This is a genomic window from Lysobacterales bacterium (assembly GCA_016721845.1).
In the GTDB taxonomy this organism is placed as follows: Bacteria; Pseudomonadota; Gammaproteobacteria; order Xanthomonadales; family Ahniellaceae; genus JADKHK01.
In genome coordinates this window covers 796,373-821,491 of record JADKHK010000013.1, presented here as the reverse complement: position 1 = coordinate 821,491, position 25,119 = coordinate 796,373, and the positions used below count along the sequence as shown (strand labels likewise).

Annotated in this window: 27 protein-coding genes and 1 tRNA gene; 8 read left to right on the top strand and 20 right to left on the bottom strand. The window is 65.3% G+C overall.

Annotated features, from left to right (window positions below; genetic code table 11):
* The first annotated feature begins 50 nt into the window (after positions 1–50).
* Complete coding sequence (locus IPP28_11085) at positions 51–1,466, top strand: DUF418 domain-containing protein (protein MBL0041561.1); 1,416 nt, start codon at positions 51–53, stop codon at positions 1,464–1,466.
* Between the two features lie 24 nt (positions 1,467–1,490).
* On the opposite strand, the gene IPP28_11080 is transcribed toward IPP28_11085, so the two are convergent.
* Genes IPP28_11080 through IPP28_11055 form a run of 6 tightly spaced genes read right to left on the bottom strand, consistent with a single transcriptional unit; the run spans position 1,491 to position 5,210 of the window.
* On the bottom strand, positions 1,491–1,922 hold the full coding sequence (locus tag IPP28_11080) for a molybdenum cofactor biosynthesis protein MoaE (protein MBL0041560.1): 432 nt from the start codon (positions 1,920–1,922) through the stop codon (positions 1,491–1,493).
* A gap of 2 nt (positions 1,923–1,924) precedes the next feature.
* Positions 1,925–2,161: a MoaD/ThiS family protein gene (locus tag IPP28_11075; protein ID MBL0041559.1), complete on the bottom strand. Its 237-nt coding sequence runs from the start codon at positions 2,159–2,161 to the stop codon at positions 1,925–1,927.
* Positions 2,161–2,652, bottom strand: coding sequence for a cyclic pyranopterin monophosphate synthase MoaC (moaC, locus tag IPP28_11070; protein MBL0041558.1), 492 nt, complete (start codon positions 2,650–2,652; stop codon positions 2,161–2,163). Before moaC ends, IPP28_11075 begins: the two co-directional genes overlap by 1 nt.
* Positions 2,653–3,663: a GTP 3',8-cyclase MoaA gene (moaA, locus tag IPP28_11065; GenBank protein ID MBL0041557.1), complete on the bottom strand. Its 1,011-nt coding sequence runs from the start codon at positions 3,661–3,663 to the stop codon at positions 2,653–2,655.
* On the bottom strand, positions 3,660–4,457 hold the full coding sequence (locus tag IPP28_11060) for an MBL fold metallo-hydrolase (GenBank protein ID MBL0041556.1): 798 nt from the start codon (positions 4,455–4,457) through the stop codon (positions 3,660–3,662). Before IPP28_11060 ends, moaA begins: the two co-directional genes overlap by 4 nt.
* Before the next feature lie 9 nt (positions 4,458–4,466).
* Positions 4,467–5,210, bottom strand: coding sequence for a 3-deoxy-D-manno-octulosonic acid kinase (locus tag IPP28_11055; protein MBL0041555.1), 744 nt, complete (start codon positions 5,208–5,210; stop codon positions 4,467–4,469).
* A gap of 89 nt (positions 5,211–5,299) precedes the next feature.
* On the opposite strand from IPP28_11055, the gene IPP28_11050 reads away from it, so the two are divergent.
* Positions 5,300–6,301, top strand: coding sequence for a glycosyltransferase family 9 protein (locus tag IPP28_11050; protein ID MBL0041554.1), 1,002 nt, complete (start codon positions 5,300–5,302; stop codon positions 6,299–6,301).
* Here the strand turns inward: IPP28_11050 and IPP28_11045 are convergent.
* Positions 6,277–6,684 (bottom strand): hypothetical protein, encoded by a 408-nt coding sequence (locus tag IPP28_11045; GenBank protein ID MBL0041553.1) that lies wholly within the window; start codon positions 6,682–6,684, stop codon positions 6,277–6,279. The two genes, IPP28_11050 and IPP28_11045, sit on opposite strands and share 25 nt — an antisense overlap.
* A gap of 132 nt (positions 6,685–6,816) precedes the next feature.
* On the opposite strand from IPP28_11045, the gene IPP28_11040 reads away from it, so the two are divergent.
* Positions 6,817–6,905, top strand: a tRNA-Ser gene (locus IPP28_11040).
* A gap of 66 nt (positions 6,906–6,971) precedes the next feature.
* On the top strand, positions 6,972–7,820 hold the full coding sequence (locus IPP28_11035) for a hypothetical protein (protein MBL0041552.1): 849 nt from the start codon (positions 6,972–6,974) through the stop codon (positions 7,818–7,820).
* Positions 7,821–7,825: 5 nt separating this feature from the next.
* Here the strand turns inward: IPP28_11035 and IPP28_11030 are convergent, their stop codons facing one another.
* Genes IPP28_11030 through IPP28_11015 form a run of 4 tightly spaced genes read right to left on the bottom strand, consistent with a single transcriptional unit; the run spans position 7,826 to position 11,675 of the window.
* Complete coding sequence (locus IPP28_11030) at positions 7,826–8,503, bottom strand: DUF484 family protein (protein MBL0041551.1); 678 nt, start codon at positions 8,501–8,503, stop codon at positions 7,826–7,828.
* Complete coding sequence (gene dapF, locus IPP28_11025) at positions 8,496–9,329, bottom strand: diaminopimelate epimerase (protein ID MBL0041550.1); 834 nt, start codon at positions 9,327–9,329, stop codon at positions 8,496–8,498. Before dapF ends, IPP28_11030 begins: the two co-directional genes overlap by 8 nt.
* Positions 9,326–9,442, bottom strand: a complete 117-nt coding sequence (locus IPP28_11020; GenBank protein MBL0041549.1) for a lipoprotein — start codon at positions 9,440–9,442, stop codon at positions 9,326–9,328. Before IPP28_11020 ends, dapF begins: the two co-directional genes overlap by 4 nt.
* Positions 9,432–11,675: a S9 family peptidase gene (locus IPP28_11015; protein ID MBL0041548.1), complete on the bottom strand. Its 2,244-nt coding sequence runs from the start codon at positions 11,673–11,675 to the stop codon at positions 9,432–9,434. The genes IPP28_11020 and IPP28_11015 overlap by 11 nt, the downstream gene beginning before the upstream one ends.
* Positions 11,676–11,768: 93 nt before the next feature.
* Between IPP28_11015 and IPP28_11010 the strand changes: the two genes are divergently transcribed.
* Positions 11,769–12,488, top strand: a complete 720-nt coding sequence (locus tag IPP28_11010) for a site-2 protease family protein (GenBank protein ID MBL0041547.1) — start codon at positions 11,769–11,771, stop codon at positions 12,486–12,488.
* Positions 12,489–12,517: 29 nt separating this feature from the next.
* Complete coding sequence (locus IPP28_11005) at positions 12,518–13,423, top strand: alpha/beta hydrolase (protein ID MBL0041546.1); 906 nt, start codon at positions 12,518–12,520, stop codon at positions 13,421–13,423.
* Here the strand turns inward: IPP28_11005 and IPP28_11000 are convergent.
* Complete coding sequence (locus tag IPP28_11000; GenBank protein ID MBL0041545.1) at positions 13,407–14,216, bottom strand: amidohydrolase; 810 nt, start codon at positions 14,214–14,216, stop codon at positions 13,407–13,409. The two genes, IPP28_11005 and IPP28_11000, sit on opposite strands and share 17 nt — an antisense overlap.
* A 4-nt stretch (positions 14,217–14,220) precedes the next feature.
* Positions 14,221–15,375, bottom strand: coding sequence for a pyridoxal phosphate-dependent aminotransferase (locus IPP28_10995; GenBank protein MBL0041544.1), 1,155 nt, complete (start codon positions 15,373–15,375; stop codon positions 14,221–14,223).
* Between the two features lie 126 nt (positions 15,376–15,501).
* Between IPP28_10995 and IPP28_10990 the strand changes: the two genes are divergently transcribed.
* On the top strand, positions 15,502–16,290 hold the full coding sequence (locus tag IPP28_10990; protein MBL0041543.1) for a dioxygenase: 789 nt from the start codon (positions 15,502–15,504) through the stop codon (positions 16,288–16,290).
* A gap of 3 nt (positions 16,291–16,293) precedes the next feature.
* Here the strand turns inward: IPP28_10990 and IPP28_10985 are convergent, their stop codons facing one another.
* Genes IPP28_10985 through IPP28_10975 form a run of 3 tightly spaced genes read right to left on the bottom strand, consistent with a single transcriptional unit; the run spans position 16,294 to position 18,593 of the window.
* Positions 16,294–17,304, bottom strand: a complete 1,011-nt coding sequence (locus tag IPP28_10985; GenBank protein MBL0041542.1) for a 2-dehydropantoate 2-reductase — start codon at positions 17,302–17,304, stop codon at positions 16,294–16,296.
* Positions 17,304–17,732, bottom strand: a complete 429-nt coding sequence (locus tag IPP28_10980; protein ID MBL0041541.1) for a DUF962 domain-containing protein — start codon at positions 17,730–17,732, stop codon at positions 17,304–17,306. The genes IPP28_10985 and IPP28_10980 overlap by 1 nt, the downstream gene beginning before the upstream one ends.
* A gap of 21 nt (positions 17,733–17,753) precedes the next feature.
* Positions 17,754–18,593 carry a response regulator transcription factor gene (locus IPP28_10975; GenBank protein MBL0041540.1) on the bottom strand — a complete coding sequence of 280 codons (840 nt, stop codon included), beginning with the start codon at positions 18,591–18,593 and terminating at the stop codon, positions 17,754–17,756.
* A gap of 174 nt (positions 18,594–18,767) precedes the next feature.
* On the opposite strand from IPP28_10975, the gene IPP28_10970 reads away from it, so the two are divergent.
* Positions 18,768–20,834, top strand: coding sequence for an NADPH-dependent 2,4-dienoyl-CoA reductase (locus IPP28_10970; GenBank protein ID MBL0041539.1), 2,067 nt, complete (start codon positions 18,768–18,770; stop codon positions 20,832–20,834).
* Between the two features lie 219 nt (positions 20,835–21,053).
* On the opposite strand, the gene deoD is transcribed toward IPP28_10970, so the two are convergent.
* Genes deoD through deoC form a run of 4 tightly spaced genes read right to left on the bottom strand, consistent with a single transcriptional unit; the run spans position 21,054 to position 25,060 of the window.
* Positions 21,054–21,761, bottom strand: coding sequence for a purine-nucleoside phosphorylase (gene deoD / locus IPP28_10965; protein MBL0041538.1), 708 nt, complete (start codon positions 21,759–21,761; stop codon positions 21,054–21,056).
* A gap of 8 nt (positions 21,762–21,769) precedes the next feature.
* Positions 21,770–22,963, bottom strand: coding sequence for a phosphopentomutase (locus IPP28_10960; GenBank protein ID MBL0041537.1), 1,194 nt, complete (start codon positions 22,961–22,963; stop codon positions 21,770–21,772).
* A complete protein-coding gene (locus IPP28_10955) occupies positions 22,963–24,294 on the bottom strand; it encodes a thymidine phosphorylase (GenBank protein MBL0041536.1) in 1,332 nt (443 codons plus the stop codon). The genes IPP28_10960 and IPP28_10955 overlap by 1 nt, the downstream gene beginning before the upstream one ends.
* Before the next feature lies 1 nt (position 24,295).
* The gene (gene deoC / locus IPP28_10950; protein MBL0041535.1) at positions 24,296–25,060 is read right to left on the bottom strand and encodes a deoxyribose-phosphate aldolase; all 765 of its coding nucleotides are present in this window, start codon (positions 25,058–25,060) and stop codon (positions 24,296–24,298) included.
* Positions 25,061–25,119: the final 59 nt, after the last annotated feature.

The window sequence follows — 25,119 nt, the reverse complement described above, 5'->3', positions numbered from 1 at the left end:
CGCCGCCCACATCGCTGACTCCATTGGCTTTTTCTGAACGGATCGCGGTCATGGATGTGCTCCGCGGCTTCGCGCTGATCGGCATCCTGATGATGAACATCGAGTGGTTCAACCGCCCGATCGTCTTCCTCGGCCAGTTCGACCGCAGCCTGCTCGGCTACGACTACATGGCCGAATGGTTCGTGAAAGTGCTGGTCGAGGGCAAGTTCTACAAGCTGTTCTCGTTGCTGTTCGGGATGGGCTTTGCGGTCATGCTGACGCGAGCGCAGCAGAAAGAGTTGCCGTTCGTCGCGATGTTCTCGCGGCGCATGCTTGCGCTGTTCGTGATCGGCCTGCTGCATGCGAGCCTGCTGTGGACCGGCGACATCCTGCGCGACTACGCGATTACCGGCATGCTGCTGCTCGGTTACGTCGTGCTGCTGCGCAAGCCGAGAATGCATCGGGTCAGTACGCCGGGCGCGACACTGAAGTTCAGCCTCGGCCTGATGTCGATCCCGTTCGTGTTCATGATGAGCTTCGGGTCGTATTACGCGATGACCCATGACACGGCGAAGATGCAGCAGCAGTGGCAGGAACGCCTCGCGACCGAAAAGTCGGCCGATGCAATCGTCGCGAAGGCGAAGGTCGACGGTGTCGATCTGACCGCGAACAAGGACAAGGACAAGGACAAGGAAGACGAGGACGTCGACACCGATGCGATGACGTCCGCCGAACGGGTGAAATATCTCGCACAGGAGCGCGCCGAATCGAAGGCCGAACGCAACAAGAACGAGCAAAAAGAGATCGCCGCATTCACGCAACCGGACTTCTGGGTCGCATCGGCCTATCGCACCGGCGAGTCGATCGAAGAACTGAAAGACGCCTTGTTCGCGTCATTCTTCGCCCTGCTGCCGCTGTTCCTGGTCGGCTACTGGCTGGTGTGGACCGGCAAGCTGCGCCACATCGACCAGCACATGAGCCTGTTTCGCACGATGGCCTGGGTCGGCGTGCCGGTCGGCTTCGCGATCAATGCCGCGGTGGTCACGATCCAGGCGCACCCGGCGAGCAAGGACGTGATGATGATCGGCAATGCCGCCGGCGGCCTGTTCCAGTTCGGCCAGATCGTGCTGTGCGCAGGCTACCTTGGCCTGTTCGTCTGCCTGATGCAGTCGCGCATCGGGCGTCGCCTGGTCGGCTGGCTGGCTCCCCTCGGCCGCATGGCGCTGAGCAACTACCTAACGCATTCGCTGGTGCTTTCCCTGTTGTTCTATGGCTACGGCTTCGGCCAGTTCGGACAGATCAGCCGCGGCCCGCAGATGCTGATCGTGGCCGCGATCATCGCCGCGCAGTGGCTGTTCAGCACGCTGTGGCTGCGCCACTTCCGCTACGGCCCGATGGAATGGGTCTGGCGCAGCATCACCTACTGGAAGGTGCAGCCGCTGCGTCTCGACCGCGAGCGTCCGTTGGCGGCGGTGCAGGAAGCATGATCCCGAGCGCCCTCCGGACCACGGTCAAACCGGATGAATCCACTCCGCCGCGCCGTCGGCGTAGTGTTCGTGTTTCCAGATCGGCACGCGGGACTTGATCTCGTCGATGACGTGGCGGCACGCGGCGAACGCCGCGTCGCGATGCGCAGCGGATACCCCGACATACACGGCGATGTCGCCGATGCCGAGCAGGCCGACCCGGTGTTCGGCGACGATACGACGCACCGCGAACTTCGTCAGGGTCTCCTCGACGATGGCCTGACCTTCGCGCTCGGCCAGTTCCGCATAAGCTTCGTAACGCAGTTCGGACACGGCGCGACCGCCATGGTGGTCGCGCACGACGCCATCGAAGCCGACCACGGCGCCGCAGTGCGGATCATCCAGCGCACGCCGCAGCGCAGCGACGTCGATGCCGTGATCGCTGAGACGGAAGAACGAGATCGAAGGGGCGTCCATCATCAGCCTCCCGATACCGGCGGCAGGAACACGACTTCGTCACCATCGTGCAGGGCTTGCGTCCACGGCACGAATGCACCGTTCACCGCCAGACGCACCCGCGACTGCGGCATCGAGAATCCGTGCTGCCGTGCCAGGCGGGAGTACAGCGAGACCGCGTCCCCGTCGTGTACGATGGTCTCGGCATCGCATCCGGCCGCGTCGCGCAAACTGGCAAAGTAGCGCACATGCAAGTGCATCAGTCGGCGCCGCGATGGTCGAAATTGTCGCGCCCGCCGGACTTCGCGACCACCACGACGTCCTCGATGCGGATCGCGTGCGACAGCGCCTTGCACATGTCGTAAACGGTCGCCGCCGCGATCTGCACGCCGACCAGCGCTTCCATCTCGACGCCGGTCTTTGCAACCGCCGCGACCGTGCAGCGCAGCCGCAGGCGCACGGCATCCATCCAGTCGCATTCGAAGCCGATCTTCTCGACCGGCAGCGGATGACAGAACGGCACCAGCTCGTGCGTGCGCTTGACCGCCAAGGTGCCGGCGACGACCGCGGTATCCAGTACCGCGCCCTTGGCCGACCGCATGGCCTGCGCCCGCAGGGATTCGGCGACTTCAGCCGGGAACACGACGCTGGCCTCGGCGCAAGCCTCGCGCCGCGTCACCGCCTTGGCACCGACATCGACCATGCGCGGCCGTCCCTCGGCATCGACATGGCTCAGCGTATGCGACGACATTCAACCTCCCATCCGGAACATTTCGACGCGCCCCGCGGCTTCACGCTCTCGCTCGGCACGCAGTTCGCTGTAGCGATCGGCCCGACTCGACCAGCGCGCCGCAATCGCCTGCCGGAGCGCGTCGTCGTCACCGTCCAGCAGCGGGCGCAACGGCACGCCGCGCGCCGCGAACAGGCAGGTGAACAACTCGCCATCGGCGGAAATGCGCGCGCGCGTGCAGTCGCCGCAGAACGGTGCACTGACCGAGGAAATGAAGCCGACTTCGCCCTGCCCGTCCTCGAAACGATAGCGCTCGGCGACCTCGCCACGCTGTGCCCGCCCGATCGGCGTCATCGGCCAGCGCGTCTCGATCCGGCGCAAGAGTTCGGCGCTGTCGACGACTTCGACTCGCGACCAGCGGTTGCAAGTACCGACATCCATGTATTCGATGAAGCGCAGCACATGTGGCGTGCCACGGAATCGTTCGACCAGGGGCAGCACTTCGTCTTCGTTGATGCCGCGCTGGACCACGCAATTGAACTTGATGCGCGTGAACCCTGCATCTTCCGCGGAAGCGACGCCGTCCAGCACGGCTTGGACATCGCCCTGCCCGCCACTCATGCGCAGGAACACGGCCGGATCGAGCGCATCGAGACTGATGGTCAGGCGATGCAGTCCGGCCTTGCGCAGCGCGTGGGCATGACGCGGCAGCAGCACCGCATTCGTGGTCAGTGCAAGGTCCTCGACGCCGTCGATGCGCGCCAGACGTTCGACGATGTCGCACAACTCGGCGCGCAGCAGCGGCTCGCCACCGGTCAGGCGCAATTTGCGCACGCCCAGCGCGACGAAGACGCGCGCGATGCGCTCGATCTCTTCCGGCGCCAGCCAGTCGCCCTTCGGCATGAAGGCCGAAGGTCCGCCGAAGCGCTCGACCGGCATGCAGTAAGGACAGCGGAAATTGCAGCGGTCGATCACCGAGATGCGCAGATCGCGCAACGGGCGTGCGCGCTGATCGAGCAGCGGCGGGCTCATCGCACGCGTCCGCCATGCCGGTTCAGGGTCGCGGCCTGCATCGCGTCCAGTGCCGGCGCGAGTGCATGCGCCTCTCCGGCGATCGCCACCCTCAATCCGGCACGTTCGAACACTTCGCGATCGGCCGTCGTGGCGTAGTGATAGACGATCATGCGTTCGCGTGTCTCGGGTGTGTAGTCGCGCATCAGATCATCCAGACCGGTGTGCGACGGATTGCCTTGCAGGCCGCAGTCATGCGCGATCAGTTCGGCGCCGTCCGCATGATGGGCGATCACTTCCGGAATCGGCCGCGTGTCGCCGGTGAACAGGAAGCTGCCGCGCAACGCGATGCCGAACGCCGAATGCGGCAAGTGGTGGCGCACGGCGAACACGTCGAACCAGTAGCCGGCGTGCCAGAAGCCGCGATCGACCGGCACCAGCTGGAAGGCGTCCCAGAAATTCGCACCACCTTCGGCCAGCGGGCTCGGATAGTTGGCGATGCGATGCTGCAGTACCGGGACCAGATCGGCCGCGACGAAGAGTTTCACGCGCCCGCGTCGCGCCACATCGAAATAGGTGCGATAGAACAGACGCTCCAGGCCACCGATGTGGTCGAAATGCGCATGGGTGATGAACACCGCGTCGGGCACGGCGCGATAGCGTTCGAGATAATGCGTCAGGGCTTCCTGGCCACAATCGACCAGCAGGAGCGGTGCACCCTCGCGCTCCAGCACGACGGCGGCGGAACCGAGCTCCACCGCCTGCGCATTGCCGACTCCGAGAAAGCGCAGCGCCAGGCTGCCGTCCGTATCCATGCGCGCAGTTTAGCGGGCCGAAGCCGCGTGCATGGCGGCTTCGTAGGCGCGATGGCATCGCTTCCACGCTGCGCCGGAAACGAGCTGGCCGTGCCCGAGCTTGTGCAAGGAACGCGCAAGTCGGTTCAGGTTGCCCTGCAATGCGCTGGCAAACGGGGCAAGAACACGAGCGCGATCGAAATCGATCAGGACTGCCCGCTCATCACGGTCGAACAGGACGTTGTGCGCATTCAGATCGGCATGCCACAGCCCGATCGCGTGGAAACGCGCGATCAGGGTCCCCAGCGCACTCCAGTCGACGCGCGCCGCGGCGACCGGATCGTCCAGCCGTTCCGCCAAGGTGTGTGCGCCCTTGATCTCGCGTGTGGCCAGGTCGGCACGGTAGCCGAGCCCGCTGCGCTGGAAGCGGGCAGCGACGACCTCGGGCACCGGCAAACCGGCATCGTGAAGTTGCCGGGTGATGCGGAATTCCCGGAACGGTCGCGTCGATTCGGCACCGGTCCAGACGAACCAGTCGCGACTCAGGCGAGCGATCGCGCCACCGCGCCGATAATGGCGAATGACGATCCGACCGATCGCTGCGTCCACGATGCGAATGGCGCCGCGTCCGCGACCATCGCGCTGCTCGCCCAAGGCATCGAACAAGGCCGTTGCCGCCGCATGATCCAACCGGGCATCGTGGATCACGCCGCTTCGGGCATCGACATGCACCAGTGCAGCAACAGCATCTGCGGGGCCCGTGGCATCATTCATGGCCGCAGTGTAACCAAGCCCAGACCGTGAACGCAGCCGTCGATTCGATCTGCATCTTCCGACTTTCCGCCCTCGGCGATGTCACCCACATGCTGCCGCTGGTGCAGCGCATTCGCCTGCATTCGCCACAGTCGCGCATCACCTGGATCATCGGCAGGTTCGAGGCCAAACTCGTGGGCGACTTGCCCGGCATCGAGTTCATCACGGTCGACAAGAAGCAAGGTCTGGCCGCCGTTTGGCGCGATCTGCGCGCATCGTTGCAGGGGCGCCGTTTCGATGCGCTGCTGCTGTGTCAGCTGGCCGCGCGCGCCAACCTGCTCAGCACCGCGATCCGCGCCAGTCGTCGCATCGGCCATGACTGGGCAAAGTCGAAGGAAGGCCACAGCCTGTTCATCAACGAGCGCATCACGCCTGCAGCCGGCCGCCATGTGCTCGATACCTTGTACCGATTCGGCGACGCGCTGGGTCTGCCGGATGCCGTGAAGCGCTGGGAGATTCCGCTCTCGGCCGCCGACGAGGCGTTTGCGGAGCGGCATCTGCCCGGACATCAACCCAGCCTGATCATCAGCCCCTGTTCCAGCCATGTGCTGCGCAACTGGTCGGTCACGGGCTATGCCCGTGTCGCCGAGCACGCGGTGCGTCGCCATGGCCTGAGGGTGATGCTGTGCGGCGGGCCAAGTGCACTTGAGCGCGAGACCGGTGCGGCGATCGAACGCGAATGCGCGGTACCGACCCTGAACCTGATCGGCCAGGACACGCTGAAACAGGCCTGCGCACTGATGAAACGCGCCACCGCCGTGCTGACGCCCGACGCCGGACCGATGCATATCGCCAATGCCATGGGCACGAAGGTGCTCGGCTTGCATGCCGCTACCGACAGTACCCGCAGCGGTCCGTATTCCGATTTGCGCTGGACCGTCGATCGCTACGATGCGGCGGCCCGCAAATACTTGAACAAGGCAGGCCCCGACGTGCGCTGGGGCAAGCGCATCGAGTTTCCGGGCGTGATGGACTTGATCAGCGCGGAAACCGTGATCGAACGGCTGGACGCGTTGATGGACTGGCGTCAAGCCGAAGGTTTGACGCGGTAGTCCTGATAGCTCTTTTCCTCGACCAGGGCCGAACCGAGCTGGATGTTGATGTCGCGCTTCACGCGTGCACGCTCGTCGTTCTCGAAATAGACCGCTCGTGCCAGGCGGATGAATTCGGCGTCGAATTCCTGCTTCGATTCCTTGATGCGGATGTCGTCTTCGATGACCCAGAGCCGCTCATTGACGGCCTTGAGCGCGGCGAGCAGGTCGGCGATATCGATCGTCGCCTGCGCCGACCGACCCCAGATGCCGCGCAATTCGTCCAGTTCGCGGCGCACATTGGCGAGCTTGACCGGATCGCTCATGCGCTCCGACTTGATCTCGAGGATCGCGACCTTGTCGAGCAACTCGCCGAAGGACACCGGGACATGGATCAGGCTCATCGTGAATGCTCCAAACGACTGGCGCACCGCGACGTCGAATCCGGCCGCGCCATAAAAAAAGGGTTGTCTCGGAATGCCCGAATCCGTATGATTCGCGCCCTTCGCAGCCACGACCCGCTGCGTGCATCATCCGGAGGGTGGCAGAGTGGTCGATTGTACCTGATTCGAAATCAGGCGTGCCTTTGCGGGCACCGAGGGTTCGAATCCCTCCTCCTCCGCCAGTACGATCAAAGCGCCCCTCATGGGGCGTTTTGTTTTTCTGCATCCGGCGGGTCTGGAGGTGACTGATGAAACATTCGTTGCGCGTCGGGCTATGGGTCCTCAGCGCGCTGCTGGCTGACGGTGCAGTCGCACAGACGTTGCACTTTGCCGGGATCGACGTTCACGGCAGTTCGGTTCCGGTCGCGACCTTGTTGCGCGGTGTCACCATGCCGAAGGTCGGGCAAGCCATCGCTCCGGACTCGGGCGTGCCCGACGCCGTCTGCAGCCGGGTTCGAGAGCAACTGGACGGTGAGCGCTTCCTCTCCGTGAACTGCATCGCCGTCGGTGATCCGGGGGGTACAGTTCATCTCGTGATCGACGTGGTCGAACCCGCGGATGCCGAACGCATCAGCTATCCGGCGATCCAGTACGTCGATCACCTCCGACTGTCGGAACGCGGCGGTGAACGCCGCAGCGAGGAATTGATCGCCTGCGCTCGCGGCTGCAGCCAGGCCGCGGACCGCGCCGATTCGCTGGACTTCCTGGATCGCCTCGACTGGGGCAAGACGAGCTGCCGCGCGGCATTGCAGGCGCTTGATGATCGTGACTGGACGGTGCGCCACCAGGCGGCGAGGCTGCTGAAACGGCATCTCGACGCATGCGTCGACGCACTCGGACGGGCGCGCATCGTCGATGCGGTGTTGCGGCAACTCACCCGACCGACGCATGTCGACCGCGCACGGGCGATGGCCACCCTCGATCCACTGGTGCGGCGCGGGTTCGATATCGACGCCGGGCGTCAAGCACGCATCGTCACCGCGTTGGAAACCTTGGCCCGCGTCAGCCACCTGCCGGACGTGGGCGGCACGGCGTCGGCCTTGCTTGAACACCTGCGCCGTCCGGCCAAGCCCGGCGATGCGGATCTGGAACGTTGATCGGCTCAGGTCTCGAATCGTGCGAGGGCCACGTCGACGGCATCGGCGATGAGTTTCAGGAAGATTGTGCCCATGCCCGGGTGAAAGCGGTTCGGATCATGCGAACCGATCGCGAGCAGGCCGCGATTCCGGATCGGGATCAGCACGGCCGAGCGCACCTGCAGGGCGTGTTGACCGAACAGGAACTCGATCTTGTCGGCGTTGATGCGCCCGCACAGCGGTTCGCCCTTGCCGAAGAACTCGGCGAATAGGCCCCATTCGCCGGCATCACGCGCTGCGACGCGCAGCCAGTCGGGCTGGAATCCGTCGACCGGACGAAACAGCGCCATGCGCACGAAGTCGGTATGGAAATCCTCGGTCAAGGTGGCGACCACGCGCGACAGCGTGTCGCCGAGCGAGCCCGCCCGCATCAGCGACAGCGTGAAGCCGTGCACGCGCGCCATCAACTGCTCGTTTTCCTGCGCGACCTCGATCAGTTCCTGCAGGCGCCGGGTCAATGCACGCGTCTTGTCGCGCAACACGTCGAGCTGGTAGCTCGCCAGCGACGTGCTCGCACCCTGCTCGCGCGGCAGTTTCAGGTTCATCGCCAGATCGGGAAAGTCGACCAGGAATTCGGGATGGCGGCGCAGGAAGCCGGCCACGTCATTGGCGTCGATCTCGCGACGCGGGTTCAGATCACTCATCGTTCCACTCACCTTCAAATACGATCGTTGCCGGGCCGGTCATCCATACCGGATGGCCGGCGCCGGACCAGGAAATCTGCAGATCACCCCCCGGCAGGGTCACCCGCACGTCGGCATCGACACGGCCCCAGGTGCGCAGCACGGCCACCGCCGCACACGCCCCGCTGCCACAGGCCAGGGTCTCGCCCACGCCGCGCTCGAATACCCGAAGGCGCACATGACCGCGGTCCACGACCTGCGCGAAACCCACGTTCACGCGGTCCGGAAATACCTCGTGGGTTTCGATACGTGCACCGAGTGCGGCAACCGGCGCGGCAGCCACATCATCGACCTCGATCACCGCGTGCGGATTGCCCATCGACAGCGCGCCGAAATCGATGCGTTGTCCATCCAGGTCCAGGGAATACCGCGGCTGGGACGTTGCAATCGCCAGCGGGACATCGGCTGCCGCGAACTTCGGCACGCCCATGTCGACTCGAATTCGGCCGTCCTCGAGCAGGTCGGCCATGACCGGACCGGACGGCCCGATCAGACGGATGCCCTGCCCTCGCACCAGACCTCGCTCGGCTAGCCAGCGCACGACACAGCGCAAGCCGTTCCCGCACTGGCCAGCAACCGATCCATCGGCATTGTAGATGCCGTATCGGAATGCTGCGGCCGCGTCGTCGCTGCGCTCGATTGTCATCACCTGATCGCAGCCGACGCCGACATGACGATCCGCCAACCGACGTGCCAGTTCCGCGGACATCGGTGCGGTGGCAGCGCGACGATCGAGCACGACGAAGTCGTTGCCGATGCCATGCATCTTAGTGAACCGGAGGCTCATTGTGCAGCGGCTGCCTTCGGCTCGGGTTCCGGCCGCACCAGATCGCCCTTCTGGCCACATGCAGCCAAAGTTAGGCACAGCACGATCAGGGCGAACAGATCTCTAGTGCGCATGCTTGGCCTCGAAACCGTCCGCCGCAGCAGGTTCGTCCGCGTTGCCCTCGAAGCCATCGCTTGCGGCGGTCTCGACCGGGATGCCGAGTTGGTCGAGGAAGAAGGCATAGGCCAGCGCGACCTCTTCAAGGCGCCGGAAGCGCCCGGACTTGCCGCCATGGCCCGCTTCCATGTTGGTCTTCAGCAGCAGCGGTGACGTACCGGTCTTGGTCGCACGCAGCTTCGCCACCCACTTGGCCGGTTCGAAATACTGCACCTGACTGTCGTACAGACCGGTCGTCACCAGCATCGCCGGATAGTCCTGGGCCGTCACGTTGTCGTAGGGCGAATACGACAGCATGTAGTCGTAGAACACTTTCTGCTTGGGATTGCCCCATTCGTCGAATTCGTTGGTCGTCAACGGAATCGACTCATCGAGCATGGTCGTGACGACATCGACGAAGGGCACGTCGGCGACGATGGCGCGATACCGGTCGGGTGCCATGTTCGCGATCGCACCCATCAACAGGCCGCCGGCGCTGCCGCCCTGCGCGACGACACGGTCCTTCGCGGCATAGCCTTCGCGCACGAGGAAATCGGTGACATCGATGAAATCGGTGAAGGTGTTCTTCTTCTGCAACTGGCGGCCTGACTCGTACCAGTGACGCCCCATTTCTTCGCCGCCACGAATATGCGCCAGCGCATAGACCACGCCACGATCGACCAGGGACAGGATCTTGTCGCTGAAGCCCGGGCTCATCGATGCGCCATACGAGCCGTAGCCATACTGGTAGAGCGCGGCCGTGCCGTCACGCCGCAAACCCTTGCGATACAGCAGGGTCACCGGCACCTGCGCACCGTCACGCGCGGTGGCGAAGCGGAACTCGGTGACATAGTTCGCGCGGTCGAACCCACCGAGCACGGTCTCGCGCTTCAGCAAGGTCCGTTGTCCGCTGGCGAGGTCGATGTCGTAGGTCGACGCCGGTGTCTGCGGCGAGGTGTAGACAATGCGCAGGGTCGCGGTGTCGTATTCGGGATTGGCACCGGTGAAGGCACTGTAGGCCGGCTCGTCGAAACCCAGCAATTCCGAATGGCCATCGGCAATGGTCTTGACGCGGATCTTCGGCAGACCGCCGGAACGCTCGTTGATCGCGACATGGTCGCGCAACACGGTCATCGACTGCAGCAGCGCATCATCGCGGTGCGCCACCCATTCGACCCAGTTCGCACGGTCGCCGGCCCCGGCAATCGGTGCCCGCATGATGCGGAAGTTGCGGGCGTTCCAATTGGTCAGGATGTAGAACTCGTCGCCGTGGTCCTGGACCTGATATTCGTGGTCGCGTTCGCGCGGCAGCACGGTCTTGAAGCTCAGGCTCGGATCGTTCGCATCGGCATAGCGCCATTCGGTCGATACCGTGCTGCTCAGGCCGATCCACAGGAAGCGATCGCTGCGGCTCTTGCCGATGCCGAGATAGAAGGTGCTGTCCTTTTCTTCGTAGACCACGGGATCGGCGGCCGGGTCGGTGCCCAACACATGCTTGCGCACGCGGAAACCGAGCAGGGTCTGCGGATTCTTCTCGATGTAGAGCACGGTGCGATTGTCGTTCGCCCATACCGTCATCGCCTCGACGTTTGCGATCGTCTCCGGCCACAGTTGGCCGGTCTGCAGATTCTTGAAGCGCAGCACGAACTGGCGGCGACCACTGGTGTCCTCGGCGTAAACCAGTTGCTGGCCATCCGGGCTCGGCTGCCAGGCCCCGATCTGGTAGAAACCCTTGCCGGCACCGAGCACGTTGCCATCGAGCAACACTTCTTCGGGCGCCTCCGGGCTGCCGTGCTTGCGTGCATGGATCGGGTACTCCTTGCCCTGTTCGAACCGGGTGTACAGCCACCAGCCCTGCTTCAGGTAGGGCACTGAACTGTCGTCCTGCTGGATGCGGCCGACGATCTCCTTGAACAGCACGTCCTTCGCCCCTTGCGCATGCGCCAGCATCGCGGTGGTGTAGTCGTTCTCGGCCTTGAGATAGTCGAGCACCTCCGGCTTCGAGCGCGTGTCATCGCGCAACCAGTAGTAGGGGTCGACGCGATCGCCCTGCGGCGACGCGACCGTATAGGGCACGATCCGCGCCACCGGTGCCGATGGCTGGGTCGACGCGGCAATGGCGGGTGCTTCGCTCTTCATGTCGGTACCTTGGTGCGCGCAGCCCGCGACCAGCATGAGCGCGGACGAGATCAGGATTCGTGGGGCCAGCATGGTCGCTCCATCAACAGGACGCGCGATTCTACGCGAGTCGAGCGGCTATTCTTCCGCTCACCCTCCCGAACCCGTCACGCCCCGACCACTTCCATGCTCAAAGCCCTGTTCCTCCTGCTCAATTTCGCCAAGCTCGGCCCGATCCTGAAGACCGGCGGCACCATGATCATTTCGGTGTTCGCCTATGCCTGGTTGTTCGGCTGGCGCTACGCCGTCGGATTCGTCCTGCTGATCTTCGTGCATGAACTCGGCCACTACCTGAGCGCGAAGCGCGCCGGCCTGAACGTCGGTGCGCCGACCTTCATTCCCTTCGTTGGTGCCTGGATCGAGCTCAAGGATCAGCCGATGGATGCGCGCGTCGAAGCACGCATCGCGTTGGCCGGTCCCGTCGCCGGCACCATCGGCGCCCTGGTCTGCTATTACGTCGCGCGCGACAGCGGCAGCGCCTTGCTGATGGCCCTCGCCTACTCCGGCTTCATGCTGAACCTGTGGAACCTGCTGCCGGTCAATCCGCTGGACGGCGGACGCATCGTCGCCATCCTGTCACCGAAGATCTGGCTGATCGGCGGCCCGATCCTGGGTGTCCTGCTGTTCACGCGGCCCAGCCCGATGCTGTTCCTGATCCTGATCATGGCCCTGCCCAGCATCTGGTCGGTCTGGCGCGGCACCTGGCAGGAGTCGCTGCCGCCGGGTTACTACGACCAGCCGATCGAGGTGAAACTGCAATACGGCACCGCCTATCTCGGACTCGCGATCTTCCTCGCGATGATGAGCAATGGCGTGCACGAGCAACTTGCGCATCTGCGCACGTGACGAACAACGCCGACTTTCCGCGGATCTCGTTGTCGGCGCTGGCCGACTGGCGCGCCCGCGGCCGTGTTGAACACTTTCGCGGCCATCAAGTCTTCGCACGGGTGCACGCGATGCCCGGCGTCGTTCGACCGTGGCTGTTGCTGATCCATGGCTTTCCCACTGCATCGCTGGACTGGCATCCGCTCTGGGCGCAGCTGTCGCACGAATTCAACCTGCTGGCGCCGGACCTGCTCGGCTTCGGCTTTTCGGACAAACCCGCGGATATCGACTACACCATCGCCATGCAGGCCGACCTGGTGGTGCACTGGTGCAACCTGCTCGGCATCGCGAATGCCCATGTCATCGCCCACGACTACGGCGTCACCGTGGCCCAGGAACTGCTGGCGCGGGATCTCGAACGACGTGTCCGTGGCGATGCCGGCCTCGTCGACTCCATCGCTTTCCTCAATGGCGGCCTCTTTCCGGAATCGCACCGGCCGCGCCTGATCCAGAAACTGCTGCTGACAGCGCTGGGTCCGCTGCTCTCGCGGCTGCTGTCGAAGCGCAGTTTCGCGAGCAGTTTCAGCGCCGTGTTCGGTCCGGACACGCAGCCGACGGCGGACGAGATCGACGCGTTCTGGGCTCTGCTGAGCGAACGGCAAGGACGACGCATCGCCCATCGCCTGATGCGCTACGTGCCGGAGCGGCATGCGCAGCGCGCACGCTGGGTCGGCGCCCTGGTCGAATCGCAGGTGCCGATGCGCCTGATCAATGGTGCCTGCGACCCCGTATCGGGCGCGCATCTGGCACAACGCTATCGTGAACTGATCCGCGAGCCGGACATCGTCTGGCTCGACGACATCGGCCACTACCCGCAGGTCGAGGCACCGGCGCGCGTGCATGCATCGCTGCGCGCATTCTGGCTGCGCATCGGCGCCGTCAATCCAGCAGATTGAACGCGTCGGCGTCGCGCCAGGCCGGGAAGCGTTCGCGATGCGCATTCAATGCGGTCGCGGACAAACTCGTCGTGACGACCTGCGACTGCGCATCGAGATCGACCAGCGCCTCGCCGAGAAAATCGATCGCCGCACTGTCGCCGGCGTAGGCGAGCCCATTGCCGTCGCTGCCGACGCGATTGACGCCGACCGAATAACACAGGTTCTCGATCGCCCGCGCGCGCAGCAAGGTCCGCCAAGGGCCGCGTCGCGGCGCCGGCCAGTTGGCGACGAACAGCAGCAGATCGTAGTCCATGCGCCCGAGGTCGCTCCGCATCGCATTACGCATGAACACCGGGAAACGCAGGTCGTAGCAGACCATCGGACAGACGCGCCATCCGTTCAGTTCGACCACCAGGCGCGCCTCGCCGCCGGCGTAGCGCTCATGTTCGTTGGCCATTCGGAACAGGTGGCGCTTGTCGTACACGGCAAAGGTCTCGTCGGGACGCATCCAGACCAGGCGATTGACGAAGCGGTCGCCGTCGCGGACAACGATGGAACCGGTGACCACCGCATTCACTTCCGACGCCAGTGCGCCCATCCAGCGCACGGTCACGCCGTCCATGGTCTCGGCATTCGCCAAGGTGTCGTTGGTGAAGCCGCTGGTGAAGGTTTCCGGCAACACGACCAGATCGGTGCTGCCCACGAGCGGTCGCACCAGATCGCCATACATCACGCGATTGGCCTTGGCGTCGTGCCAATGCGTTGCCGCTTGCACCAGGGAGACGCGCAGGTCGGTCGTCGGCACGGTCATCGCTTCAGCCCGCCTTGATCTGGTTGAGCCGCTCGGCCGCCGCTTCCAGCGTCGCGTCGGTCTTGGCGAAACAGAAGCGGATCAGTTTCGATTCCGGTGGGGTTTCGTAGAAGGCCGAGACCGGAATCGCGGCGACGCCGACCTCGCGCGCCAGCCATTCGCAGAAGCTCATGTCGTCGCGGTCGCTGATCGCCGCGTAATCGACGATCTGGAAGTACGCGCCGCAGACCGGCAGCAGCCGCAACGGGGTGTCCGCCAACAAGGCGCGGAAGCGATCGCGCTTCTCCTGATAGAACGCCGGCAGTTCCAGATAGTGGCTCGGCAGGCGCTCGATCACTTCGGCCAGCGCCCACTGCGCCGGGCTGAAGGTGCAGAAGGTCACGTACTGGTGCACCTTGCGGAACTCGACCGACAGCGCCGGCGGCGCGATGCAATAGCCGACCTTCCAGCCGGTGCAGTGGTAGGTCTTGCCGAAGCTCGAGATCACGAAGCTGCGCTCGGCCAGTTCCGGATGGCGCAACACCGACTGGTGCGCGATGCCGTCAAAGATGATGTGTTCGTAGACCTCGTCGGAGATCACGATCAAATCATGGCGGCGCGCGATCTCGGCGAGTGCATCGAGGTCGGCGGCACTGAATACCGCGCCGCTCGGATTGTGCGGCGAGTTCACCAGGATCGCGCGCGTGCCGGATTCGACCGCGTCGTTCACGCGTTGCCAGTCGACCGCGAAGGTTTCGCTGTCCAACGGTACGTGGATGGCCTTGCCGCCATTCAATTCGATCGCCGGCTCGTAGCTGTCGTAACACGGGTCGAGCACGATCACCGATTCGCCCGGCCGCACGATCGCGGCGAGGGCGCAGAACAGCGCCTCGGTGGCACCGCTGGTCACGGTCACTTCGCTATCGGCATTCACGGCACGGCCATACAGGGCCTGCGTCTTCAGCGCGATCTGCTCGCGAAGCTTCGGAATGCCGGTCATCGGCGCGTACTGGTTCTTGGCCTCGTGCATGGCGCGATTCAGCGCGTCGCGCATCAGCTCCGGGCCGTCGAAATCGGGAAAGCCCTGGCCGAGATTGACGGCCTTGTGCTGCACGGCCAGTTGCGACATCACGGTGAAAATCGTGGTGCCGACCTTGGGCAATTTGGTTTCGATGCGCATCGCGTCGTCCGGGGTTCGATTCAGACCCGGGAGTGTCGCCGATTCGGTCGCCGCGCGCATCAGCGACAACGGCGCTTGCACGAGTGCGGAATGGTCCTCGCGGACCTTTGCCTCTAACGTAGCGACATGAACGCAAGCATCCGCCAACCGGTCCTGTTCGTTTCGCATGGCGCGCCATTGCTCGCGGTACAGGAAAATGCCGCCACCGCGGCGTGGCGGCAGATCGGACGATCGCTGGCGCGGCCACGCGCGGTGCTGGTGGCATCGGCGCATCATGATGCCCCCGGCCCGACCTTGACTGCACAGGCGCAACCCGAAACGATCCACGATTTCTACGGGTTCCCGCGCGAACTGTTCGAAATCCGCTATCCGGCCGCCGGCGAACCGACGATCGCGGGCGAGATCCGAGAGCGATTGGCGTCGGCCGGTTTCGCGGCACAGTTGGACCCGCAGCGCGGCATCGACCATGGCGTCTGGGTTCCTCTGCTGCGCCTGTTTCCGGAAGCGGACGTGCCGGTCATCTCGATCTCGGTCGATCCACACCGCGATGCGCGTTGGCAACACCGACTCGGCGCCACGCTGGCACCGCTGCGCGACGAGGGCGTGCTGATCGTCGGATCGGGTTCGCTGACCCACAACCTGCACGCACTCGACTGGCATGCGGCCAGCTCGAACGGTAGCCCGGAGGCACGCGCGTTTGCCGACTGGGTGCTGGAGCAGCTTGCGGCAGGTCGCGATACGGCCGTGCTCGACTGGGAATCGGCCCCGCAGGCACGGTTCAACCATCCGACCCCGGAGCATTGGCTGCCCTTGCCGATCGCGCTAGGGGCGGCCTCGGGCTCCGCCGCGCCGACCGTCCATGCCGCGGCCTACGAATACGGCGTGCTGGCCCAGCATGCACTGGTCTGGTCCTGACCGTCAGCGCATTCCGAGCCGTTGCGCGATCTGCGTGGCAGACCATTGCGGTGAGCCCTGCCCGGCGGCCTCGGCTTCGCGCACCAGTCCGATGATCGCGGCATTGAGCGGCGCAGTCGTTCGATGAGCGGCGGCAAGCCGCACGATTTCGCCATTGATCCAGTCGATTTCGGTGCGACGGCGCTTGTTCAGGTCTTCCCACATCGACGAGCGCGCGTCGTCGTCGAGCTTGAGCATCGACGCCGCAATCCGTTTGAAGACCGGGGTCGGCAGGTCCAGCAGGAATGGCACCCAGCGCGGTCCCACCGTGCCTGCCTTGGCCGGCACGATGCCAGCCGCATCGAGCACCCGCAGGCCTTCGCGCATCAGCGCCGCGACGATGCGGCGGCCGTCGCGCTCCAGCAGTTGCCGCTTCAGGGGCAAGCCGGTCAAGGCGTTCACCGGATTGTTGAGATTGAGCAGCAGCTTGCCCCAGAGCACACCGCCCAGATCGTCGCGCGTCACGGCGTCCAGCCCGGCCTTGCACAACAGCGCAACGGTGGCCTCGGCACCCGCCAAGGCCTCGACCATCAAGTCGCCGCTGGTGCCGCGATGGAAATGCGCCGGGGCCTGCCAGACCACGTTGTAGGGCACCATGCCTGCCAGCACCTGCGCCTTCGGCAAATGGCGGCGCAACACGTCGGCATTGCCGACGCCATTCTGGAAGCTGACGATGCAGCGGCGCTCGCCATCGCCGAATACCCGGGCCAGCTCGCGGCCGGCCGTCTCGGTATCGGCGCTCTTGGTGGTGACGAAGACGAGCTGACGGTCGCGCAAGGCCTCGACCGAGGTGACCACGACCAGGTCGTGCAGCACGGCCTCCAGTCCGTCGTTGTCGCTGACGCGCAAGCCATGCGCGCTCACCGCATCAGCCAGCGCTGCGCGGCCGACCAGGACAACATCGGCACCGGACCGGGTCAACATCGCGCCGATGAAGGCGCCGATGCTGCCTGCGCCGAAGACGCCGATGCGCATCAATACGCGATCTTGAGCTTGCGGAAGATCGGGGCAAGCACCCAGAGCGGGCCGATCAGCAGGAAGAACACATCACGGAAGAACGACGGCTTCTTGCCCTCGATCTCGTGGCCGATGAATTGCGCAATCCATGCCGTGATCCAGACGCCGGCCATCACCGGCAGCAACAGGTTCGCCGGTATCAGGGTGAAGCTGAAACACATCAACGCGACCGCAGCGCCCATCGCCAGTGCAAACGGCCAGGACAGGCGCAGGTAGTAGGCGACCGAGAACAGCATGAAGCCGAGCGCCAGCCAGGGATGCACCCACCACATCAATCCGACCGTGGACCAGACGATGAAGGGGACGCAGATCTTGTGGATGATCTGGTTGGTGCGATTTCGGTGCGATTCGGCGTACTCGCCGAGCAACTGGTCAATGGCGCGCATGGGTCAGCCCTCCGGCGCCGATTATCCCGCAGCGATCGCGGCGCGCAATGGCCCGAGCGCGGCAATCAGGGCGTCGCGATGCAGCGGCAGCGCCAGGAATCCGGCGCTGCCGGCATGAGCGCCCCGGGCACGATCAATCGGTCTCAACTTGCCGGCCAGCATGAAAACCGGGGCCGGCTTGCGCGACGCGCCGCCATGGGTGATTCGATGGCACAGCTTGAAGCCTGTTTCGTCGGCGAGATGGGCGTCGATCAGGATGACATCCCAACGCCGTGCGAGATGCCGGATCCAGCCGTCCTGTTCATCCAGAGCGACTTCGACGCGCGCGCCCATGCCTGCGAGCAGCGCGGACGCCTCTTCCGCGCCGTCGGAGCGCACGTCGATCAAGAGGACACGCAGGCCCTCGAGCCAACGCGGTTCGGCCGAGCTCGTCTCGACCGACGGCGGCGCTGCGAAAATCGGTACGCTGGGCACGGGCTTGGCGGCCACCGCCGCCACGGACGGCGCAACCTGCGGATCCGGCGCCTCGTCATGTCGGCGCACACTCAGCCAGGACACGTATTCGGGGGGACGTGCGCGATACGCGGACTCGACGCCATCGATGGCCTCGTAGACCATCGCGGCGAGATTCGGCAGCAATTGCGTTTCGGCGACACACATGCCGGGCGAGCCCAACACCCCGGTCTCGGACACGGAAATCATCGGTGCCGTCGGGAAGCGTTCGGCCAGGAAGGCCTGGGTGCGCTCGATGTTCAGCGTGCTCCAGTTGACGACGGCGACATCCGCCGCCTCGCTGGCCTTGACCAGCCGGAAACCGCGCGGCAGCGTCTTTGCGGCCGTATCCAGCACGATCTGCATCATGTGCAGCTCGCTGCTCGCAAAACCCAGACTAAGGATCCGAATCGAATCGGGCATTGCGGTTCTTCCCTGAGGGTGAGGTGACCATATGTGAACCAGGCCCCCACGAACATGTGACCAAATTCACATTGCGCAACATGAAACAATCGTTTGACGGATCGAGCCGACGAACGGAACATGGGCGTTCCAACCGCATTCCGGACGCCATCCGTGACGACTGACGCCTATCCCCACCTGCTGCAACCCTTGAACCTCGGTCACGTCACGCTGCGCAATCGCGTGTTGATGGGGTCGATGCATACCGGACTCGAAGACCGCGCCCGCGACTACGACAAGCTCGCCGCCTATTTCGGCGAACGCGCCAAGGGTGGTGTCGGCCTGATCGTTACCGGCGGCATCGCCCCGAACATCGCCGGCTGGGTGTCGCCGTTCGCGGGCAAGCTGAGCTGGCCGTGGGAAGTGGCGCGGCACCGCAAGGTCACCCAGGCGGTGCACGCGCACGACGGCCGCATCTGCATGCAGATCCTGCATACCGGCCGTTACGCCTACCACCCGCTCGGCGTGGCGCCATCGAAGATCAAGTCGCCGATCTCGCCGTTCGCGCCGCGCGAATTGTCGGGCCGCGGCGTCTGGGCGCAGATCAAGGCCTTCGCGAACTGCGCGGCCCTCGCCCGCGATGCCGGCTACGACGGCGTCGAGGTGATGGGCTCGGAAGGCTATTTGATCAACCAGTTCCTGTGCGAGCGCACCAACAAGCGCACCGACGAATGGGGTGGCCCCTACGAAAACCGCATGCGTTTCCCGCTGGAAATCATCAAGGCGATTCGGGCCAAGGTCGGCAAGGACTTCATCATCATCTACCGCCTGTCCCTGCTCGATCTGGTCGAACGCGGGCAGAGCTGGGAGGAAATCACCACGCTTGCGAAAGCCGTGGAGGCGGCCAGCGCGACGATTATCAACAGCGGCATCGGCTGGCACGAGGCGCGCATCCCGACCATCGTGACCTCGGTGCCGCGCGCCGGCTTCGCGTTCACCACGCGCGAACTGAAGAAACACGTGACACTGCCGCTGATCGCGACCAACCGCATCAACATGCCGGACGTGGCCGAGAAACTGCTCGCCGATGGCAGCTGCGACATGGTCTCGATGGCGCGTCCGCTACTCGCGGATCCGGAATGGGTCAACAAGGCCAAGGCCAATCGCGCGCAGCACATCAACACCTGCATCGCCTGCAACCAGGCCTGTCTCGACCACGTGTTCGAGAACAAGCGCGCCAGTTGCCTCGTGAATCCGCGCGCCTGTTACGAGACCGAAATCGTCATCAAGCCGACCGCGACACCGAAACGCATCGCCGTGGTCGGCGCCGGTCCGGCCGGATTGGCGGCAGCCACGACACTGGGCGAGCGCGGGCATCGCGTGACCCTTTTCGATGCCGCGAACGAGATCGGCGGGCAGTTCAACATGGCCAAGAAGATCCCGGGCAAGGAAGAGTTCCACGAGACGATTCGCTACTTCACGCACCAGCTCGCCGAAACCGGCGTCGACGTGAAACTCGGCACGCGCGTCGGTGCCGAGCAGTTGGCCCAGGGCGGCTTCGACGAGATCATCGTCGCGACCGGCATCACGCCGCGCAAGGTGCGCATCGACGGCATCGATTCACCCAAGGTGCTGAGCTACATCGATGTGCTCAATGGTGGTGCGCAGGTCGGTCCACGGGTCGCCGTCATTGGTGCCGGCGGCATCGGTTTCGACGTCGCCGAATTCCTGGTGCACGCGGGCCATTCGCCAACGCTGGACGAAAAACTCTGGCGCAAGGAATGGGGCGTGGACGACAGCTTCACACGCCGCGGCGGCGTCGATGGCCTGAAGCCGCAACCGGAACCACCGGCGCGCCAGGTCTATCTGCTGCAACGCTCCGACGGCGCGCCCGGAAAGCGACTGAACAAGACCAGCGGCTGGGTGCATCGGGCAACCTTGAAGATGAAGCGCGTCGAGATGATCGGCGGCGTACAATACGACCGCATCGACGAACGCGGCTTGCACGTCACCATCGGCACGACCACGCGCCTGCTCGAAGTCGACCACATCGTCATCTGCGCCGGCCAGGAACCGAACCGCGACCTGCACGCCGAACTGGCCGTGCTCGGCAAGTCCGCCTACCTCATCGGCGGCGCCGACGAAGCCGGCGAGCTCGACGCCAAACGCGCGATCGATCAGGGCACGCGCTTGGCGGCGGCGTTGTGATGTGACGGAAACGCTCCGGTCGCGCGATGAACCGCGCTCCTACATGACCCCGTCACCTCGTAGGCTGGGTTGAATGCAATGAAACCCAGCATCAGACACACGTGCCGGGTTTCGCTGGCGCTCAACCCAGCCTACGGGGCTTCTCGCACGGAGCCGAGTCTGGTCTCGCCACTCTCATCGAGTCAACACGACGCAAATCGTGCAAACAGCGGCGTTGAGCTACGCCACCACCGCATCCAACACCAGCCGCACCATCGCATCGAGGCCGTTCTGGCGTTGCTCGGGGGACCACTGGGCGTGGGTGCGGAGGTGGTCGGAGACGGCGCAGACGGCGAGTGCTTCGGCGCCGTACTGGGCGGCGAGGCCGTAGATGCCGGCGGCTTCCATCTCGATGCCGAGGATGTTCATCGCGGCGAGCGTGTCGACGAGGGTCGGATCGGGGCCGTAAAACAGGTCGGCGCTGAAGACGTTGCCGACGCGCACGCGCACACCGTCTCGGCGCGCCTGTTCGGCGACCGCCGACAGCAGCGGGTAACTCGCGATCGCGGCGAAATCCATGCCCTTGAAGCGCGAGCGATTGACGCCGGAATCGGTGCTCGCGCCTTGCGCCAGCACGATGTCGCCGAGCTGCAGGTCGGGCGCGATGCCGCCACAGGTGCCGATGCGGATCAGTCGCTTCACGCCGAATTCGCGCACCAGTTCGGTGCCGTAGATCGATGCGGACGGAATGCCCATGCCGGTACCCATCACTGACACGCGCTGGCCGTGCCAGGTGCCGGTGTAGCCGCCCATGGCGCGTACTCGCGTCACTTCGACGGCCTCATCGAGCAGCGTGTTCGCGATGTGCGCGGCGCGCAACGGATCGCCCGGCAGCAACACGGTCTCGGCAAAATCACCGGGACGGGCGGAAATGTGCGGTGTGCCCATGAGGATCCTCAGTCGTTGGCAACGCAATCGAGCGCGCGCCCGTGGGCAAGCGGCGCGAGGCCGAAGTGCCGAGCCAGGGTCTGCCCGAGATCGGCGAAACCCTCGCGCAGGCCGGCATCGCCCGGACGCAAGCGGCCGCCAGACGCAAGCAGGGGCACGCATTCGCGCGTATGGTCCGAACCCGGCCAGGTCGGGTCGTTGCCGTGGTCGGCCGTAAACAGCGCGAGATCGCCGTCGCGACAGGTCGCCATGAGTTCCGGCAAGCGCGCATCGAAGCGTTCCAATGCGGCGGCATACCCGGCGACATCGCGGCGATGGCCGTATTCGGAATCGAAATCGACCAGGTTCACGAACACCAGACTGTCGTCGGGCGCGTCGCGAAACGCTCGGATCGTCGTGTCGATCAGCGCATCGAGGCCACTGGCCGGAATCGACTGGCTGATGCCCTGCCCCGCGAAGATGTCGGAGACCTTGCCGATCGCGATGACCGACTTGCCGGCAGCGACCAGCGCATCGAGCAGGGTCGGTGCCGTCGGCGGCACGGCGTAATCATGACGATGGCCGGTGCGCTTGAAGTCCGCGGCGACCTCGCCGACGAAGGGGCGCGCGATCACCCGCGCGATCCGGTAGTCGTCGACCAGTTCGCGCGCGATTTCGCACACGCCATACAGCCGGTCAAGTCCGAAATGGGTTTCGTGTGCGGCGATCTGGAACACCGAGTCCGCCGAGGTGTAGACGATGGGCTGTCCGGTCGCGATGTGTTCGGCACCCAGACGCTGGAGGATCTCGGTGCCCGAGGCCCGACAATTGCCGAGTACGCCGCGCAATCCGGCGCGCACGCACAACGCATCCAGCAACGCTGGCGGAAAACTGTGTTCGCGGGCAGTGAAGTAGCCCCAGTCGAAGGTCACCGGTACGCCGCACATCTCCCAGTGACCACTGGTCGTGTCCTTGCCGGTGGATCGTTCGCGCATCGCCGCCCAGGTCGCGACGGGACCGGCGCGTTCATCGGCCGTCGGTTCGCGCCCTTGTGCGAGCGCGTGTGCCGCATGCAGGCCGAGTGCACGCAGATTCGGCAACCGCGGTGAACATCGCTCGACGATGTGGCCGAAGGTGTCGGCACCGGCATCGCCGAATCGGTCCGCATCGGGCGCGGCGCCGATGCCGAGGGAATCGAGCACGACCAGCAGCGCGCGCGCCATCAGCTGTGCTCTGCAACGATGCGCGCATGGACCAGCGGCACCGGTTCCGCCGCTGCACCGAGTTCGAACGCGGCCAGCGCACGCGCCCTCGCCCACTCCAGCTGCTCGGCATTGCGCAGGCACAGGCGCAGCAGCGGCTCGCCCGGCGACACGACATCGCCGACCGCGCGTACCTGATCCAGCCCGACGGCCAGGTCGATCGCATCATCGGGATGGCGACGGCCACCACCGAGATCGACGACGAGGTCGCCCAGTCGGCGCGCATCGATCGCGCGAATCGTGCCGGCTTCACTGGCCGCGACATCGACATGGACGGGCGCCACGGGCAGATATCGATCGGACCGCAAGATCAAGTCGTCCGGCCCACCCAGCGCGGCCACCATGCGCTCGAAATGCTCCGCCGCCGCACCGCTGTCCAAGGCGTGCTGCAGCCGTGTCCGCGCATCATGCAGCGTGCGGGCAAGACCGCCACGTTGCAGGACTTCGCTGCCCAGCGCCAGGCAGACCGCATGCATGCGTGGCGGTGGAACACCGCCACGCAGGTAGTCGAGCACGGCGCGCAGTTCGGTGGCGTTGCCCACCGCCGCCACGAGGGGCTCGCCCATGTCGGTGATCAGCGCCGAACAGGCCAGGCCGGCGTCGTTCGCGACCGCCACCAGGCTGCGCGCGAGGCGCTCGGCATCATCACGTGCCGGAAAGAACGCACCACTGCCGCATTTGACATCAAGCACCAGCGCATCGAGCTGGACCGCGAGCTTCTTGGACAGGATCGATGCCACGATCAAGGGCATGGCATCGACCGTCGCGGTGACGTCGCGCACCGCGTACAGGCGTCGGTCGGCTGGCGCCAGCGACTTGCCGGCGCTGACGATGGCGCAACCGGCCGCACGCAATGCACGACGCATCGCATCGATGTCGGCATCGACGGTGTATCCGGGAATCGCGCCGAGCTTGTCCAGCGTTCCGCCGGTATGGCCCAGCCCGCGACCGCTCAGCATCGGTACCGCCGCGCCACAGGCGGCGAGCATCGGCGCCAAGGCCAGGCTCACCGCATCGCCGACACCACCGGTCGAATGCTTGTCGAGCAGGGGCCGGTCGATGCCGAGCATGGCTTGCGTCAGGCGCTCGCCGCTGTCGCGCATCGCCAGCGTCAGGCGCACCGTATCCAGCGCCGAAAGTCCGCGACAACGAACGGCCATCGCAAACGCCGCCATCTGGCCTTCGCTGGTGCGGCCGTCGGCCATGCCGCGGACGAATTCGTTCAAGGCCGCAGGGTCAGGCGCCCGCGCGTCGCGCACGTCGGCAATCACCGATTGCGGGGCATAGGCCATGTCAGTAGCCCTTGCCGACGGCAGCCGTCGTGCCCGAACACACGGCGACGATGTCGTCGAGCAGGCCGCTGGCGCCGATCCGGAAGCGCGCCGATGTGGCCCAGTCGGCCCCCATCATCGTGTCGACGATGTCGAAATAGGCGGCGGCATCGGCGACGCGCCGCACCCCGCCCGCTACTTTCAAGCCGCAATGCGATTTCGCAGCGAGGATCGCCTGCAACAGGATGCGTGCAGCGTCCGGGGTGGCGTTCACCGGCACCTTGCCGGTCGAGGTCTTGAGGAAATCGGCCCCGTGGGCGAGCGCGATGTCGGCGGCGCGCCGGATCAGGCCCGGGTCCTTCAGTTCCCCGGTTTCGAGGATGACTTTCAGCAGCGCGCCCGCCGGCAGCACGGCCTTGCAGTCGGACACGACGCGCGCACCGACCGCAGCATCGCCGCCGATCAGTGCACGCCACGGGAACACCACATCGATTTCGTCGGCTCCGGCAGCGATGGCGCGGCGCGTCTCGCGCTCGGCACGTGCCGGATCGGGTGCCCCGTCGGGAAAGTTCACGACCGTCGCAACCCGCACGTCACCGCCGCCGCGCTGCAGATATTCGCGCGCCAAGGCGACATGTTCAGGATACACGCACACCGCCGCGACAGAACCAAACCGCGTGTGCGCCCTGGCGCACAAGGCCGAGATGACTGAAGGCGTGTCGTCCTCGTTCAGACTGGTCAGATCGAGCGCGGCCAGGGCGCGTTGCGCGGTTCGGGTCATGTCCATGACCGCAGATTAGCCAACGCCGTATCGCCGGCGTTGACACGGATCAACGGCCCAACAAA